The sequence below is a fragment of the Vibrio sp. 070316B genome, from assembly GCF_013114115.1.
GTDB lineage: Bacteria > Pseudomonadota > Gammaproteobacteria > Enterobacterales > Vibrionaceae > Vibrio > Vibrio chagasii_B.
The window spans coordinates 1-17,672 of the sequence record NZ_VTYC01000021.1 but is presented as its reverse complement, the minus strand read 5'-3'; the positions used below and the strand labels follow the sequence as shown (position 1 = coordinate 17,672).

Annotated in this window: 15 protein-coding genes; 10 read left to right on the top strand and 5 right to left on the bottom strand. The window is 43.9% G+C overall.

Features of this window, described 5'->3' with window-relative positions; genetic code table 11:
• Nucleotides 1-47: 47 nt before the first annotated feature.
• Both F0251_RS15900 and F0251_RS15895 read left to right on the top strand, forming a co-directional pair.
• Nucleotides 48-707, top strand: coding sequence for a pyridoxamine 5'-phosphate oxidase family protein (locus tag F0251_RS15900; RefSeq protein WP_061031262.1), 660 nt, complete (start codon nt 48-50; stop codon nt 705-707).
• 83 nt (nt 708-790) lie between these two features.
• Nucleotides 791-1,714 carry an urea transporter gene (locus F0251_RS15895; protein ID WP_171731337.1) on the top strand — a complete coding sequence of 308 codons (924 nt, stop codon included), beginning with the start codon at nt 791-793 and terminating at the stop codon, nt 1,712-1,714.
• Nucleotides 1,715-1,722: 8 nt separating this feature from the next.
• Here the strand turns inward: F0251_RS15895 and F0251_RS15890 are convergent, their stop codons facing one another.
• On the bottom strand, nt 1,723-2,730 hold the full coding sequence (locus tag F0251_RS15890) for an AraC family transcriptional regulator (protein WP_171731336.1): 1,008 nt from the start codon (nt 2,728-2,730) through the stop codon (nt 1,723-1,725).
• Between the two features lie 132 nt (nt 2,731-2,862).
• On the opposite strand from F0251_RS15890, the gene F0251_RS15885 reads away from it, so the two are divergent.
• The 6 genes from F0251_RS15885 to F0251_RS15860 all read left to right on the top strand — a co-directional run bounded on the left by F0251_RS15885 (nt 2,863) and on the right by F0251_RS15860 (nt 9,808).
• Nucleotides 2,863-3,213 (top strand): MFS transporter, encoded by a 351-nt coding sequence (locus tag F0251_RS15885; RefSeq protein WP_171731335.1) that lies wholly within the window; start codon nt 2,863-2,865, stop codon nt 3,211-3,213.
• On the top strand, nt 3,207-4,430 hold the full coding sequence (locus F0251_RS15880) for an HlyD family secretion protein (protein WP_105057973.1): 1,224 nt from the start codon (nt 3,207-3,209) through the stop codon (nt 4,428-4,430). Before F0251_RS15885 ends, F0251_RS15880 begins: the two co-directional genes overlap by 7 nt.
• Before the next feature lie 705 nt (nt 4,431-5,135).
• Nucleotides 5,136-6,374 carry a cytosine permease gene (codB, locus tag F0251_RS15875; protein WP_032498227.1) on the top strand — a complete coding sequence of 413 codons (1,239 nt, stop codon included), beginning with the start codon at nt 5,136-5,138 and terminating at the stop codon, nt 6,372-6,374.
• A 9-nt stretch (nt 6,375-6,383) separates the two neighbouring features.
• Nucleotides 6,384-7,661, top strand: coding sequence for a cytosine deaminase (locus F0251_RS15870; RefSeq protein WP_171731334.1), 1,278 nt, complete (start codon nt 6,384-6,386; stop codon nt 7,659-7,661).
• 361 nt (nt 7,662-8,022) lie between these two features.
• Nucleotides 8,023-8,235, top strand: coding sequence for a cold-shock protein (locus F0251_RS15865; protein ID WP_004740083.1), 213 nt, complete (start codon nt 8,023-8,025; stop codon nt 8,233-8,235).
• Nucleotides 8,236-8,791: 556 nt separating this feature from the next.
• Nucleotides 8,792-9,808: a GGDEF domain-containing protein gene (locus F0251_RS15860; protein ID WP_061031267.1), complete on the top strand. Its 1,017-nt coding sequence runs from the start codon at nt 8,792-8,794 to the stop codon at nt 9,806-9,808.
• A gap of 135 nt (nt 9,809-9,943) precedes the next feature.
• Here F0251_RS15860 and F0251_RS15855 read toward each other — a convergent pair whose 3' ends face one another.
• Complete coding sequence (locus tag F0251_RS15855) at nt 9,944-10,543, bottom strand: malate synthase (protein WP_105057972.1); 600 nt, start codon at nt 10,541-10,543, stop codon at nt 9,944-9,946.
• Nucleotides 10,544-10,712: 169 nt separating this feature from the next.
• Here F0251_RS15855 and F0251_RS15850 point away from each other — a divergent pair, with 169 nt between their 5' ends.
• Nucleotides 10,713-12,245, top strand: coding sequence for a DUF3612 domain-containing protein (locus F0251_RS15850; RefSeq protein ID WP_081090288.1), 1,533 nt, complete (start codon nt 10,713-10,715; stop codon nt 12,243-12,245).
• Nucleotides 12,246-12,873: 628 nt separating this feature from the next.
• Here the strand turns inward: F0251_RS15850 and F0251_RS15845 are convergent.
• A complete protein-coding gene (locus F0251_RS15845; protein WP_171731333.1) occupies nt 12,874-14,529 on the bottom strand; it encodes a DEAD/DEAH box helicase in 1,656 nt (551 codons plus the stop codon).
• 163 nt (nt 14,530-14,692) lie between these two features.
• Nucleotides 14,693-16,048 (bottom strand): diguanylate cyclase, encoded by a 1,356-nt coding sequence (locus tag F0251_RS15840; protein ID WP_171731332.1) that lies wholly within the window; start codon nt 16,046-16,048, stop codon nt 14,693-14,695.
• A gap of 284 nt (nt 16,049-16,332) precedes the next feature.
• Here F0251_RS15840 and F0251_RS15835 point away from each other — a divergent pair, with 284 nt between their 5' ends.
• Nucleotides 16,333-17,517, top strand: a complete 1,185-nt coding sequence (locus tag F0251_RS15835) for a DUF3541 domain-containing protein (RefSeq protein ID WP_116870908.1) — start codon at nt 16,333-16,335, stop codon at nt 17,515-17,517.
• An 83-nt stretch (nt 17,518-17,600) separates the two neighbouring features.
• Here F0251_RS15835 and F0251_RS24675 read toward each other — a convergent pair.
• A partial coding sequence (locus tag F0251_RS24675) for an IS3 family transposase (RefSeq protein ID WP_353057852.1) occupies nt 17,601-17,672 on the bottom strand: 72 nt, incomplete at its 5' end.

Below are 17,672 nucleotides of genomic sequence, written 5' to 3'. Positions count from 1 at the left end.
CCAGTTAATCGCTACATTAATCAAAAGGCAATGATTAAGGAGCGATTATGTTATCTAACACGAAAAGAACCACGATTAAGAAAGGGGCTCATAAAGCGGTATTTGAACAAGAGAAACTGCATCAAATCATTGATGAAAGCTTAATCGCACATATTGCTTTGCAAGGCGAACAAGGGCCGATGGTGATACCAATGTTGGCATGGCGAGTCGATGACATGGTCTACATTCATGGTGCAAAAAACAGTCGCTTGCTTAGAGGGCTTAAAAAGGGTGAACCAACCTGTTTAACATTCACGCTATTTGATGGCTGGGTGTTGGCTCGTTCAGCCTTTCATCACAGCGCACACTACCGTTCAGCGGTTGTACTGGGTTCATTTTCAGTCATCGACGACAATCAAGAAAAGGATCGCTTGCTGAATATCTTCATTGAGCAGATAGCCCCTGGTAGAACCGAAGAGGTTAGGCTGAGCAATGAAAAAGAGCTCACTGCGACTGAGTTATTGGCGATACCATTAACTGAAGCATCGGTGAAAATTGGTAAGCATGGTGTGAATGACGATCTGGCTGATATGGATATCCCTGTATGGGCTGGGGTACTTCCCTATCGAACCGTTGTGGGGCCACTAGAAACGGTACCCGAGCAAGAGGGACTCATTGAAAAGCCTGACTACCAACAAGCTTATGGTGAACGTTGGTATCAGAATTAGCACGATAGGGTGGTCAGCAAAGGATAGTTGTATACAATCTGGTTTATCATAATTTTAACATCAGTAAATAACGTAGCCAGACGATGCAGACGAATAAGGGCTTTCAACAACATCAGGGCTTGCTCAATGGTATTGGGCAAGTCTATTTCACCCCTTCTCTCGTGACATCGGCTCTACTATTGTTTGCGATCTCAATGGAGTCACTTCCGCTGGCTTTACTCACCTTGCTTGGTGCGAGTTCCAGCTACACATTGGCTCGTGGTGTCCATACCTTTAGTCATACCAACAGCAAACCAAATCATCACATAAACAGTGGAATGTATGCGCTAAACGGAGCGCTGATTGCTCTGTTCATCGGAAACTTTTTTGGTGTGACGCCACTATTGGCGATAGTAACAATATTCGGTGCACTACTCACCGTACCTATCGCTAATATCGTATTCAGATTTAATAAATATCGAGGTTATACCAGCGCGTTTATCCTTATTGCCTGGCTGATTTATGTACTTCAATCGAGCTTGGCGCTTTCGGTCTTTTCTCCATCAGATTCTAATCGGATACCGCTGATGAATATTGATGTCGATTTTGGAACTCTGCTGCCCACTTTTATTCTGACCATACTTAAAGGGATCAGCCAAGTCAGCTTTATCAACAACGAATGGACAGGGCTGATTATTTTAATTGCTATCGCGCTCCACAGCGTCAAATACGCAGTTTGGATCGTGTTGGCTGCAGTCATCAGCACTCTGTTTAGCTACATGATTGGTGTTGATGACACACTGATTTCCCAAGGGTTGTATGGCTACAACGCCATTTTAGCGACATTGGCACTCGTTCTCTATCCAAGAGTTACATGGCAGTTGGTTATCGCGGGTATGCTCTGCAGTTGCCTAATCACCCTTATTTTTCATCGACTAGAACTCATCCCGTTAACGGCACCTTTCGTTCTCAGCACCTGGCTAATGGTTTATTGTTCGGGCAAATTACAAAACCCGAACGTCGACTAGTCATACAGCTATAGATCGCTCCTAAATCTCTCTATATATTGCTTTGGCGTTAAGCCTCTATGCTTTTTGAACATTCGATTAAAACTCGCGACATTGGTATAGCCTAAGCGTTTGGCAACCTCTTCAATGGACAATTTATAACTCAACAACTCCACCGCAACATTGCTTAATGCATAACCCATAATGGTAGAAAAGTTGACACCCAATTTATGCAAGCGCCGTTGAAACTGTTGCTCAGATAACCCCAGTAAACTCGATACCTTGTACAAGGTCGGCAACCCAAAGTGGCGGCTATAGTTGATCATCTCATACGTCACTTTATGTTCATCACCGGCATCTGGCATATTGAGGTAATTGTCTAGATCATGAAAATTCATCGCCAAACCCATTTTCCCAACACTCGGTGACTGATTAATCGATAGTCTCGACTTACTTGGAATCCAAACCTCGGTGCGTGGTTGGCCCCATTGAATATTGCAGCCGAAGTACTTTTCATAAAGGTCAACGTTTTCACGATACCCTGCGATAGAAACGAACGCTGGTTTGAAATCAGGCCCTAAATATCGCCTAATAATCTTCATCATGAAAATTGCGATACGCACTGAGTCATGAACCTTACCAACTTCAGAATACTCAGGATTATCGTAACACCACTTAATTAAGCTCCCAGCCTGGGTTCCATAGAGAAAAGCCCCCGACTGTAAACAGTGCAGTCCAATATTGACTCGACGAATAGTTGAAGCTAAGTCGTGTCCGGAGAAGAACCAGTTAGCAAGTGGCCCTAACCTCTCAATATCCACCCTATCGGCAAGCTTCAAAATAATGTCGGGATCGTTCGTTTGCTGCTCGAGTAAGCCGTACCATTTATCCACTTCATTGACAGGAATCAGGTTCAAAGCGTTAGCGAAGACTGACTTGGGAATACCTAAAGAATCCATATCTATGTCGCGGTTAGCCGCCGCATACTGATAAATACCTAAAATTCCTAATGCTCTTAAGAAGTTACAATTGTTCATTCGTGATAAACCCCTGAAATGCAATTACAGATCAAATCATTTACCTGTCATTATTGAAGTAATTGGTAAATTTGCAACCTATAAATCGGATATCTATCACACTCAGCGCTCAATTTAGCTTAGGGTTTATCAATGAGTTTAGTAAGTGTCCCATTTGTCGGAACTAGCGCTGATACAGCGCTACACGTAGTTGCGGGGGTTGTCTTGGTCGCAACTATTGCCGCCGCATGTTACGGGTTCTGGCGTGTTCATGAATTACCAATCAATAAAGCTCACAGTAAAGAGCATCAACAACTCGGTTTGATCACTGCACTCACATGGATTGGATTTTTATGGCACTGGGTATGGGTACTCGCCGTGATCTTAGCATTCGTTGATATGGAGAAAGCCATCATCAACCTCAGAGATACATGGAAAGCACCACCAACACCAAAAGATTCAACGACGACTAAAACTAAAGATGAGGAGAACCAAACATGTTAGAAGGTTTAGCAATTTGGGCGCTGTTCATCTATTTGTTGAGACTGATTGGTATGCCTTGGAACAAAGGCACAAAAGCGTTTGCTTACCTTGGAGGTACATCATGGCTGATGTTTGTATGGGTCGGACTGATTAACTTCACGCCAATGGATTTGTCTGGGGGCTCTGTAGTTCAATCGCCACACATTCAATTGCGTCCAGATTCAACCAATGTGTCTGGGAAAACCACGAAGGTACATATTCACCCGAACCAAGACGTGGCAGAAGGACAATTGATCTATGAGATAGATGACACCAAATATGTTATCGCACGAGACAAGGCACAGGTTCAGTTAGAGTCAGCAGAGGTCGCTCTAGATACCGCTCGTCAAGAAGTCAGTATCGCAAAAGTCAGCTATCAGTCTGCGCTTCAAGACATCAAAGCCTCTATTGCGCAGATCGAGTCAGCAAAGACCGACTTAGTTTTGCAGTCTAAGACACTGGATCGTTATCAAAAGCAAAACAGTGTGGTTGAACATACCATTACTGAGTCCGATATCGATCAGCAAACGGCTAAAGTAGACTTAGCAACACACAACGTCACTACGCTTGAATCTCAGTTGAGCAAAAAAGAAGTGGATGCGGAAAACGCCAAGTTAAACATCCACAAAGCAGAGACCAACGTTAGTAAGCAAAAAACGGAAGTCGAATCTGCAAAAGCGACACTGGCACAAGCGCAATGGGACTTAAATAGCACCAAAGTGACGGCGCCATCTGATGGCTTTGTGACAAACTTCATTCTTCGTGAAGGACAACGAGTTTCGTTGATGCCTCGTATTCAAATGTATACCGACGAGAAATACGTGTTAATGCGAGTCAACCACCAAGCGATTCGCAACATCAAAGTCGGTCAGCCCGCAGAGTTCGCAACAGCGGTATACCCAGGGAAAATCTTCTCTGCGACAGTAGAAGGAATTGTAGAAGCAACGGGTGAGGCACAAGCCAGCTTATTAGGTATCGATGAACAGGTTCGGGTAACCACAGGTCGAAACCTTCAGAACAAGCACCACTTCGTTCGTTTGAAGATTGATGAAACAGAAGGTTACGACATCCCTGTCGGCTCAGTAGGGCTTGCTTGGGTTAGTGGTGAGAAGCCAATTAGCTTTATGGCCTTCCTCGATGTTATTCGTGGCATCATCATCAGAATGAAGTCTCAACTGTACTTCTTCTACTCTATCTAGCCACCTTCATGAATTAGAAATACCAAGCCCGAGTGATCATTGATTACTCGGGCTTTTCGTTTCTTGAATACAAACTGATACGTTTAAACCGGAAAGAAGAGCCAACACCTTAAACCCCCTACTATTTGTCGTCAAACAAACACCAATTCGCAAAATGCATTTGCAAAACGCAAAGGCAAGATATTAAAATGCGAACATATCGCTCAAATACGCACCAAATTGCTATAAAACAGACAATAAATAAGAGTTTTAGAGTTGGCACACTAACTGCAATATAACTAGTGACCCTTCTTAAGCCGAGGGTCACCTAGCCAACTGACGTTGTTAGTGAACCTATTCTTGTTCACAAAATATATAAGCCAATCGCGATTATTGCGGTTGGCTATTTTTTTACCTGTCGTTTGGCTAACCAATCACCCCCTCGATACAGACACCCATTCAATCGCATAACAATCAACATTCATAGCCAACCATCGCTAGTAGATACCCAACACGCTATAGAAAACGTTTTCTATTAATTTCTACGAAATAAATCATAAAAATAACCGTATGTTTTATATAGAAATTAATAAGAAAACTGATTTTAAGTTAGCTCTATTGATAAAATTAGCATTGACTATGTGATTTATATCACCATAATGCGCACGTTTGCCTGCAATACGGCGACCGTTAATTTTAATTTTGATCATTTGCGGAGGTTAAAAAATGGCTGCTGATAATAACTACAGTCTAGGGCCGGTTCCAACATCGGCTAGGAAAGGAGTTGCTTCACTCACCATGGTAATGCTTGGACTCACTTTCTTCTCTGCAAGTATGTGGACAGGTGGTTCACTCGGGACAGGCCTTTCATTCAACGATTTCTTCCTCGCCGTTCTCATCGGTAACCTAATTCTCGGTATTTACACTTCTTTTCTTGGCTACATCGGCTCATCTACTGGCCTCTCTACTCACCTCCTTGCTCGTTTCTCTTTCGGTACTAAAGGCTCATGGCTTCCTTCTGCTCTACTTGGTGGCACACAAGTCGGTTGGTTTGGCGTAGGTGTAGCGATGTTCGCGATTCCAGTACAAAAAGCGACAGGCATTGATACCAACACCTTAATCATCGTATCTGGTTTGCTAATGACAGGTACTGTGTACTTTGGTATTAAAGCGCTCATGGTGCTGTCAGCGGTCGCCGTTCCTGCTATTGCAATTCTGGGTGGTTACTCAGTACTGACAGCCGTAGACAGTGTTGGTGGTTTAGAACAGCTACAACTTATCAAGCCAGAAACACCAATGGACTTCTCAATGGCCTTAGCTATGGTTGTCGGTTCATTTGTGAGTGCAGGTACATTAACGGCTGACTTCGTGCGCTTCGGTAAGAAACCAGCGAGCGCAGTACTGATTACCATGGTCGCGTTTTTCATCGGTAACTCGCTGATGTTCATCTTCGGTGCGGCTGGTGCAGCAGCAACAGGTCAAGCGGACATTTCAGATGTGATGATCGCTCAAGGTCTACTACTGCCTGCGATTATCGTACTAGGTTTAAACATCTGGACGACCAACGAAAACGCGCTTTACGCATCAGGCCTAGGTTTCTCTAACATCACAGGCCGCTCAAGTACTACAATGTCTATCATTAACGGCATTATCGGTACAATTTTCGCGCTGTGGTTATACAACAACTTTGTTGGCTGGTTAACCTTCCTTTCGCTAGCGATTCCACCAATTGGTGGCGTTATCATCGCCGACTTCTTCGCGAACCGTAAACGTTACAAAGATTTTGCAAATGCGGAGTTCCAAACCGTTAACTGGGCTGGCATTATCGCGGTTGCAACAGGCGTAGCAGCAGGTCACTTCCTCCCTGGCGTTGTTCCTTTGAACGCCGTGTTAGGTGGTGCAATCAGTTACCTAGTGCTAAACCCTCTATTGAATAAAAAAGCTCTGAAATCTCAGGCCGCTTAAGGACACACTATGACAACCTTATTAATCAAGAACGCGAAACTTCAAGACCAAGAAGGCTTGAAACAGATTCTGATTGAAAATGGTCAATTTTCTCGCATTCTCGATAATGACGCGCAAATCAATCATCAAGGCCATATCCTTGATGCAGAAGGCGGTATTGCGGTTTCTCCTTTCTGTGAACCGCACATTCACCTTGATACGACTCAAACTGCTGGTGAGCCAAACTGGAACATCTCTGGCACTTTGTTTGAAGGCATTGAGCGTTGGGCTGAGCGTAAAGAGCTGCTGTCGATTGAAGACGTTAAATCTCGTGCTAAGCAAACATTGAAATGGCAAATTGCTAACGGTGTTCAACACGTTCGAACTCACGTGGATGTGTCTGACCCTACGCTGGTTGCGCTAAAAGCAATGGTTGAAGTTCGTGAAGAGATGAAAGAGTGGGTCGACATCCAGATCGTTGCATTCCCTCAAGAAGGCATTCTTTCATACCCTAACGGCAAAGAACTTCTTGAAGAAGCTGTGAAGATCGGTGCTGACGTTATCGGTGCTATCCCTCACTTCGAATTCACTCGTGAATACGGTGTTGAATCGCTGCACTATGTATTTGAACTTGCACGTAAATACGACTGTCTCATCGACGTTCACTGTGACGAAATCGACGACGAACAATCTCGTTTTGTTGAGACACTGGCAGCCCTAGCTCATAAGTTCGAAATGGGCGAAAAGGTAACAGCAAGCCATACGACAGCGATGGGCTCTTACAATGGTGCTTACGCATCTCGCCTATTCCGCCTATTGAAAATGTCTGGCATCAACTTCGTTGCAAACCCGTTAGTGAACATTCACTTACAAGGCCGCTTCGATGACTACCCTAAACGTCGTGGCGTGACTCGCGTTAAAGAGATGCTAGCAGCGAACATCAACGTCTGTTTTGGTCACGATGATGTGTTCGACCCATGGTACCCACTAGGTACTGCAAACATGCTTCAAGTACTCCATATGGGGCTACATGTGACTCAAGTAATGGGCTATGACCAAATCAACAACTCGCTTGATTTAATTAGCAAAAACTCGGCTCGCACGCTGAACATTCAAAACAACTATGGTATCGAAGAAGGTAAGCCTGGTAGCCTACTGATTCTTCCTGCAGAGAATGGCTTTGATGCAGTGCGCCGCCAAGTTCCTGTGCAGTACTCAGTTCGTCACGGTAAAGTGATCGCGGAGACTCAGCCGGCGAAAACAAAAATTAATCTAGATAAGACGGAAGATGTAAGCTTTAAACGCTAATATCGTCTATAATTACTATCGAATAAAAGGAAGCTGAGATGCTTCCTTTTGTTATGTTGGCGAAGAGACAAAACTATCACTAATTCAGTGTGTTTCTTGTTAATTCGCACGGTATGACAAAAAAAACACTGATTTTGCAATCAATGTGTGTACATCTCGAAAGACTGTGTTAACATGCACTCGCTCTGTTAGCCGGAGTTATTTAAGTTAGATGAATAGTAAAAAATTGACATGTAAAATCGTTACCCGTTTTTGTAAGTAGTTTTTCCTTATTTCTTAGCAATATTAAATAATTCAATTATCAGCGCATTGCATTGAATGCAATCAACAATTTAGAAAATTTATGAATAAGGGACAAATTATGTCTAACACAAATACTGGCACTGTAAAATGGTTTAACGAAGAGAAAGGTTTCGGCTTCATTTCTCAAGACAACGGCGGCGCTGACGTATTCGTACACTTCCGTGCTATCGTTTCTGAAGGCTTCAAAACTCTGAAAGAAGGCCAAAAGGTTTCTTTCGAAGTTGAAAACGGTCAAAAAGGCCTACAAGCAGCAAACGTTGTTGCTCAATAATTAGCATTTAGCTAAAAAGAATTTTAAAGCGCTGATTTTTATCGGCGCTTTTTTCTATCTGTCGAAAAAATATTTTCCTACCCCTTCTGCCATCAAGCGCTTTCTCTATTACACGCATTACACCCTAGCCCGTCCCGACTCCAACAATCGTCACATCATTCAATACCCACTAGATTAAGATTCAAAGTTACTTTACATAACAGCATCTCATAGACTCAATGTTCCCGTTCAAACAGTTCCAGTGTAAGCAACACCGCTTCAGCTCATAATTTCATTCACCACTTTCTAGAAGTCACCACTCATCCTGAGCGTTCATCTTTTCACCTAGTTCTCACACCAATATCGACTTTGGCGACAAAGTGAATAACCAGAAATATGTTTAAAGAACAATCCATTAGATGGGCATTATAAGTACGCAATCGATATTCATAATAAAAATGAGTGATTTATCAAACCCTCATCCATTAATTATATAATTTTTAAAGCAAAGCACTTCGAAATCCGCTAACCTTGTCCACTAGTGGCTTTAGTTGGTTTGATATCTGCAGTAAAAATAATGAACAAAGACGAATTCCAGAAATCCACCGCTAATCTAAAAAAAGCGGTGCCTCTTATGATGAAGAACAGGGTGTCCACCACACCTGCAAATTACGCACTTTGGTACACCTATGTCGATAATGCGATCCCGCAACTGACTAAAGATATGGATGGGGTACTGGAACATTATGGTATCTGCCCCCCAGCAGTCGGTGAGCAACTTTACAACAACTACGTTGCCAGCAAATCTGAAACCAATATCAATGATCTGCGCGCTAACTTAGAGCTGTTGGTATCTGAAGTATCAAACTCTATGAATGATACGCTAACGGATACTTCGGCTTTCTCGGATATGATCGATAAAAGCTTTGAAGATCTGTCTCGCGTTGAAAATGAAAGCCTCTCTATCGACGAGGTGATGTCTCTAGTACGTCAGCTTGTTTCTGAATCTCGAAACATCCGTCATTCAACTCAATTCTTGAATTCTCAGCTAAACTCAGCGACCTCTGAAATCTCTAAGCTCAAAAGCCAGCTTGTTGAAGTACAGAAAGACGCACTGTTTGACAGCACCACCACCCTATACAACCGTCGCTCTTTCGACCGAGATTTAGAGACACTCTGTGAAGCCAACCAATCTCTATGTTTGATCTTGCTCGACATCGACCACTTTAAGAACTTCAACGACACCTACGGTCACTTGTTTGGTGATATGGTTCTAAAAGGTATTGCTCGCAAGCTTAAGCTAAGTTGTCGTGAGGGTATTTCAGCATATCGATTTGGCGGTGAAGAGTTCGCACTTATTGTGCCAAATAAATCCGTGCGTATCGCACGTCAACTTGCTGATACAAACCGTCGTTCGTTAGAAAAGCTGTCGATTAAAGACCGTCGCAGTGGTGAACAAGTCGGCAATATTACCGCCTCTTTTGGTGTGGCCGAGCTTGAACCTGGGGAATCCCCTCAATCGCTGATCGAACGCGCCGATAGGCTGCTTTACGAAGCCAAAACACTTGGCCGTAATCGAGTTATGCCTCTATAAGGATCATCATTGGTCCAGGCTATTTAAGCGAATTACGCGTGTTTCGCCTTTATTGAAATTAGAAAACCCCAAAGGCATTACCTTTGGGGCTTTTAGTTTATTGTGCCCTTGATTCAGAGCGCTGAAGGCTCGGCTTTAAATTTGGAAACAGTAATTTAGGCAGTAGTCCTCACCACTTTTTGCTCTAAATTCTTTATCTTCACTACACGCCTTTGGTTTACCCTTTTCATCACCTTTAACTAGGCTGATCCAGTGTCGCATCGCAGCAATAGTTTCTTGGTGTAAGATGGTATTCGTTGATTCAGCTGGAGATTGACCAAAAGTCGTGCACGACTCCAGTTGGATATCATCAATCTCAACTAGCTCAATGCACCCCGTCCCTTTATGGCAACCAAACATTACTTCTAGGTGACTGCCGCTGCCATCGCGGAACAGGATTGAATCCGGGTCACTTTTCTCTCCCATGTAAGCCACGAAGTGCTTAGGGTGCTTAAGGCCGCTGTGCTGGCCATCTTTAAAGTAAGCCATAATATGGCGGTAATCGACTACGTAGCTCGTCACATCTTGATGCGAACCATGCTCTAGAGGAAACAGGCGGTCAAGCAGTTGCTTCGCTTTCACTTGTTTCTCATTTTGTTGGTTTGCACTGATTGTCTCCACGGCAAAGACAGCTTCAGCGATAAATGGCTTTGATTGTTTTTGGATTTCTGTTTTATCGAATGTCAGCATATTCATAGTCTTTCCCTCTTGACCAGTCCGGTGAAAACCACCGATTTGTAACGCAAAAATGTGTTCTAGAGCAATTATTCCAAACTAACGTTTAATTTATTTGTCATTTTGTGAATTGCTTAGTTTGTAGATTAGCGCTTTTTTACATACAATTTCACAACAAAAATTTTACAATGTGAATTTTACAAATATGGCCTTGTCAAAAAGTTTAGTTCGTCAGTCACATTTCCTAGGTACGAAAATCCGAAATCTTAGGAAGCGTAACCATTTAACGATGGAAGACCTGTCTGCGCGTTGTATTAGAATCAACCCAGAATACGCCCCTTCCGTTTCTTACCTCTCAATGATTGAACGTGGAAAGCGGGTGCCAAGCATCGATATGCTTGAAGTGATCGCGCAGGTCTTTCAGAAAAACCCAACGTGGTTTCTCGACGATGAATCAGAACAGCAGGCCATTGCTCCCGACAAAGGTAATCGTGGCGGGATTAGCGGTATGGCTCTTGAGCCTAGCTTTCTTTTCTCCAACGACATCCTGCAAATCGCGATACCAGAGATGTTGTCACAGACCGGTATATCGGGCCGTCAGTTCGCACATCTATTGATTAGAGCGCATCAAGAGAGCCACCAGAACCACTTCCCTGACCTTGAGCGCGCCGCTGAAGAGGTAGGCCTAAAACGACTCAACCTTAGCATAGAAGACCTGATAGACATCGCTAGAAGCCTTGGAATCAATATCCGCTGGGTAACACGCACACCACAAGACGTGGTCGATGAGCTAGGAATCAATGCCAAGCAGTTAGTGACGTCGTTCTTTGAACCTCCTGGCACTATCTTCTTGAATGAAATCCTCAAAGAGTATCCAACGCGTTTGAAATACGACTTGTCGGTTTACATCGGCCATTGCATTTTGCATAGCAAAGAAGGACTAAAGAGTGTGTTATCGGTGGGAAATAACAACACATGGGACGACAACCAAGTATCAGGGTCTTCTCAACTCAACTCTCAAGATATTTTGCAAGCGTGGCGAGATTTTGAATCCAGCTTCTTTGCTGGTGCTCTGCTGTGCCCGAAGGTTCCTTTCAGACAGCTGCTTGACCGTACCGGTTATGAAATCGATGTCCACCAAAGAGCAGGGGTTTCCCCCTCTGTTGCGATGCGACGAATGACGGTAGTATCCCCCTACCCTCACTGGCACTACTTTGATGCTTATGGACCGGGGAAACTCAAGGCGGTATACCGCGGGAACGGGATTCCACTTCCTTGGGGGAATATGAGAACGGTGGCCGACCCATGTCAGCATTGGGCTGTGTTCCGTCGATTATCAGAGCCTCGTGCGGGTAGCTCAGCTCAAATCTCCATTTTAAACGTGGGTGACGAGCCAAGAATCTACTGTTGCGAATCCATCAACATGACGGATCCGGCGGGTAACAATCGCGTATTGTGTGCAGGCATAGACCTCAACCCTGCGATTGATGCCCAAGGCGGTAATTCAAGAGAAATAGCAGAGCAGCTAAAAGCTTCGTGCGTTGACAATGGAGGCTCTGTAGCGATCCCACGTAACATCAAGAAAGATCTCACGACCATCGCCAAGATTCTAAATATAAATTGGATTGAACGTGGGATAGAAACAGAGGCGAGGCTTATCTGCTCAAGAGGCGGAGAGTGCCCACGCCAACCAAGCTGTTATTCAAAGTGCGGTGAGAGTTAATAGCGAAACCGGTGGAGCATGGGCCTGAACACTCATGCTCTGCTTGTTTTGCTTAACGAAGCTGATTTTACGTAGTTAATTGAAGAATTCAGTTGATTAGGTTTATTCCGTTTCGAGAACGAGTAAAACCAATACAGACCCCAAATTCAGGCAAAAAAAAACCAATCACAACGTGTGATTGGTCATATATTTTGTGTGAACAATAAAGGTTCACTAACAACGTCAGTTGGCTAGGTGACCCTCGGCTTAAGAAGGGTCACCTCTATTAATGCAGCATACGTGCCAACTTTTAAATCACCTATTTACTACGCATCTGGACACGTATTAGCCGTAAATTCCTGTTTGTTTTGCAAACTGGAATTGCAAATTGCAAATATCAACAAAAACGCTAGTGATTATGTTGTTATTAAAAACTTATTAAAGACAGATTAACCTTGAGTTAAATTACTCTTTTTCAATAGATTCAATAAGTTTAACATCCCTTTCGACCTATCACTTTTCGATACCACACGCATAAAAAAACGCGAACATTGATCATCAATATTCGCGTTTATCTCAGTGCTGTTGCAGAGCGATTTAGACTTTCAAGAAAGCAACACTCTGCTTATGGCACTAACAGCAGAAATTCTTACTTCTGAGGCGCAGGCTTCGAACGAGATCGAGACGGTTTGTTCGCCGAAGGCTTATTTGTTGATGGCTTGTTCGATGACTTACCCGGTCCGTAACTACCACCGTATCCAGACTTCTTCGCTTTGCCAGAGCCTGTCGGTTTACCTTGATTATTTTTTGAGCCCGAACGCCCCTGTGAACCCGAATTGCTTTGTGAACCTGAGTGGCTTTGTGAATTAGAGTGGTTCGAAGCTGGCTTCTTACCTGTATTCCCACGCTTGAAGTTACTGCCATTGTTTCTTACTGACTTCTCTTCACCCGCAGCAGCTGAACCGTTTTCAGCAGGCTTTCTAGCGTGTGTAGGTTTACGTTTTGGCGCAGAACCGGTACCTGGTACATGGCGCTTGTTCTTACCTGCAGGCTTGTGACCGCGAGCATTATCGCCCGAACGTTGACCATCCGAGTGTTCACGTGGTTGTTTTGCTTTCTTCGGCTTCTTAGGTTTGATTGGACGTGTATCCAAACGCGACTCCGGAAGCTTGTTTACTGGCGAGAAACCTTCAAGTTCACGGCGCTCTAGCACTTGTTGGATTAGACGTTCAATACCGAACAGCTCACCAACTTCATCCGCACAAACCAATGAGATTGCTTTACCTACTTCACCCGCACGACCTGTACGACCGATACGGTGTACATAGTCTTCTGAAACGTGTGGAAGGTCGAAGTTAACCACTTGAGGCAGTTGTGGGATATCAATACCACGAGCCGCGATATCAGTTGCGACTAACACGCGTACCTTACCCGTTTTGAAGTTCTCTAGCGCTTTAGTACGAGCACCTTGGCTCTTGTTGCCATGAATAGGTGCAGCGGTAATGCCTTGCTCATCAAGGAAACGAGCCAGCTTATTAGCACCGTGCTTAGTTTTGCTAAATACCAACACCTGACGCCAATCATTGTCTTTGATCAGCTTCGCAAGCATTGGGCTCTTTTTCTTCTTATCGACTGGGTAGATACTCTGTTCAACCGTTTTCGCCGTCGAGTTTGCAGGGCTTACTGAGATTTCAACCGGGTTATTAACCAAGCCTTTCGCTAAGCTACGGATATCGTCAGAGAAAGTCGCAGAGAACAGTAGGTTCTGACGTTTCTTAGGTAAGAAAGCCAAGATCTTACGAATGTCACGGATGAAACCCATGTCTAGCATACGGTCCGCTTCGTCTAACACTAGGATCTCTAGTTGATCGAAACGCACTGCATTTTGGTTGTATAGGTCAAGTAGACGACCCGGTGTTGCCACCAGCACATCACTGCCTTTACGTAGTTTTTGCATCTGAGGGTTAATTTTTACGCCACCGAATACAACACTCGAAGTCAAAGGTAGATTGATACCGTACTTAACAACACTGCCATTCACCTGAGCAGCAAGTTCACGAGTCGGTGTTAATACCAATGCGCGCACTTGGTTCTGACGAACACGAGGGCCTTTTGATAGTAATTCAAGAATAGGTAGCGTGAAGCCAGCAGTTTTACCTGTCCCTGTTTGAGCAGCGGCCATAACATCTTTGCCCGTCAGGACAGCTGGCACGGCTTTCTCTTGGATTGGTGATGGCTTATCGTAACCTTGTGCTTCAATAGCTTTAAGGATTGGTTCTGAAAGGCCAAGGGAGGTAAAACTCATAGATTATTTTCTCAGTTGAATAACATTTAGTACGAGCGACAAAGTTCAAAAACGTGCCGCTGCAGCTTTTGCTGATCAAATCATTGATACGGAGCAAAGCGCGGTATTCTGAGGCTTTTCCCCACATTCAGCAACTAAATTCTAATCGCAACTGAGATTCTTTCTAGGTTATCTGACGCTTCTGCTCGTACATTTTTTCATCAGCGGCTTTCAACAGGCCATCGACATCATTAAAGCTGTTGTCATAAATGACCCACCCCACACTGATTCTGAGATAAAACGAGTGTGCTTCATAAACCACTGGCGTTTCGCATATCGCGCCTTGTAGCTTTTGCGTAATGGTTGCCACGTGTTGCTCATCAATAATGCGTGGCAGCAGTACCAAAAACTCATCACCACCAATACGCGCAACAATATCTGAGGTGCGCAGCATACTCTTGATTCGTTTGGCGCACTCAATCAATACCTTGTCACCTGCCGCGTGACCATAAGTATCGTTAATCGCTTTAAAACCATCAAGGTCGATATTCACCACGGCGAAAGTCTTCGTTCGCTGCTTCTGAACCGTTTTGAATGCTTGCTTGAGGCTATACATAAAGTAGCGTCGGTTTGGCAACATGGTCAGTTCATCATGCATTGAACGGCTATCAGCAATACGATAAAGGCGATAGATCATGAAGTAAGCGCCCATAAGAATCAGCATCAACCCATACCCAATCAGCCTAACACTATGGATTCGAGACCAAGGCACATCCATCAGTACGTGGTCGTTCCCCGATAACGCCAAATACCAACCTCCGTAAGGAAAGTTTACCTGTTCAGTTGTAAAAGCATTAGTAAACACATCTTCTGTTCCGTAGAAAACCTCGCCATTTTTACCAGCACTATTCGCCCCTCGAATGGCTAGGTTGTATTTGTTTTCAATCTTACCAACACCTACATCTTCTAACAGTGCATCTAAGTCGATAACCGCGCTCGATACGCCCCAATAGTTTTGATTAAAAGGAGGATCTCTAAAAATAGGGGTTCTTGTTATTAAGGCTTGCCCACCTTGGAACAGATCAAAAGGACCTGCAATAAAGGTGTTACCTATGTTGCGAGCAATCTCAACTGACTCCCATTGGATGGGATGGTCTCGATAATCAATGCCAAGGATCTGCTCATTGCCTTCCAATGGATAAACAAAATTAAGTACATCGTTTTCAGCAAGACCAATCAATCGAATGTGGAAGCCATCTCGAATAATGTTCTGAGCTATCTGATCCCAACCTTTTTGATCGCCATTAGGATTGATCGTTACAAGGGTTGAGAAGTTATTAAGGATATACATATCAGACACGATCGTCGCTTCTATGCGGGAGCGAATAATCGATAACTGCTTTTTAGCGACTGAATAGGATTCGTTCTTGAGGAAGGTTAATTGCTTGGCGTGAAAATACTCAATCGCACTCGCGACAATAAAGAAAAATAACAACGATATTAATTTGGCAGGCCACTGCTTGCTAAAACGACTTGGCATTCGAGAACCTCTAACACTTTTGTTCTGTTTACTGCCTTGAATCGGCTCATTTCTGGCTTGTTGTGTCAGTATGCCGACATGTTATTAAAAATCCACACTTTGAGTCTGGTCTACATTCATTATTGAGTCATTCATCACTGATAGCCAGTTAACTACCCTGATTATTCAATCAAAAAACCTAAATGAACCTTATAAAGCTTACATTGTATTGACCCAAACCTTACATTAAAGGATTCATCGGTGTTATTTTATACTTACGAACAATCAGCTTGGTACCTTAAAAAATGAAGTTAAAGACCCTCACTCTGTGCACTTTATTATCTGCCTCTGTAGCCGTTGCGTTTCAAGCACAAGCTTCCTCTGATACATATGAGGCTGTTGACGTACAACAGAATAAGCAGGAAAAAAACGTACCAAACCTCCAATCACAAGCTGATTCTCTCGATACTCAACACCAATCTTTCAAACAATCAGCCGACCTGATTCGCACCACCTATGAAAGCCAACTCTTCACTCTCCCAGCGTTCAAAGAGGGTCACTACGGTTTACGTATGTATCGCCAAACATTGGACGACAAATACGCCGCAGCGGTATGGAGCGATATGGCCCGTGTCGCTAGTAAGCTCAGCAGCCTGTCGAATGATGTTCACACCATGGAGCAAATCGTCCTTTATTCAGAGAAACGTGTTGCTTCTTACGTCGGTGATGACGATGAGCGCAGTGTACGACGTTACAATATCACCAAGCATAAGCCCGAATATCTATACCTAGGCGTTGATCTTCTTGGCTCTATGGCACGTGCCAATGAATACGGTTTGGAACACAAGAACGATGCCAAGCTACGCGAAATCATTCGTCGCTATGACTTTTCTCGTTATGTAACCAATGAAGACATGGTGAAAGCGTGGGCGGCTCAACTAGCGAATCAAGTTTACTGGCTACGTCAGTTGGGTGAACAAGATGTGGTTGATGAGTTCGTCGATACCTTCAAAAAAGCGTATCCCGACGACAAGGACAAGAAGCTTTCAAGCCAACAATACGGTAATAAGATCTATGGCATGACACATGTCATCTTTGGTGATTCCGAATACTACCAACATCAAGTAAGCGAGCAAGAGCACCAATGGATCTACGATTACTTTAGAGAAAACATCGATACCATCCTACTGCGTGCAAAAGAAGATGTGATTGCCGAAGTTGGCTTGACCTTCCTACTTGCTGGCTTGGAAGATGATCCAGTAGTAGAGAAGACCCGCCTTGCAATCCAAGCCTCTATTGATAAGAAACACGGGATGATCCCTTCTATCACGGGTGACTTTGACCTTGAGTACGGCGAACATCGCAACGTATTGGCAATCATGCTACTCGATTGGCAACAAGTGAACGAAGCGCCAACGTTCAAGGGCAACCCGAAAGTGTTTAAAACGATTCCTTACGGGCTCATTGAAAACCAACCATTGAGTAGATAGAAACTCCAAGGTTTATCTACAGAATCTAAAAAGCCGCACACCTTTCGAGGCCTGAAGTGACCCCGTAAAGTTGGACATTTCTGTTAAGCGGCTTTCAAGGCCTGAGTTCGATATTCTATCGGAGTCAGGCCTTTTAGTTTCACTTTTATACGTTT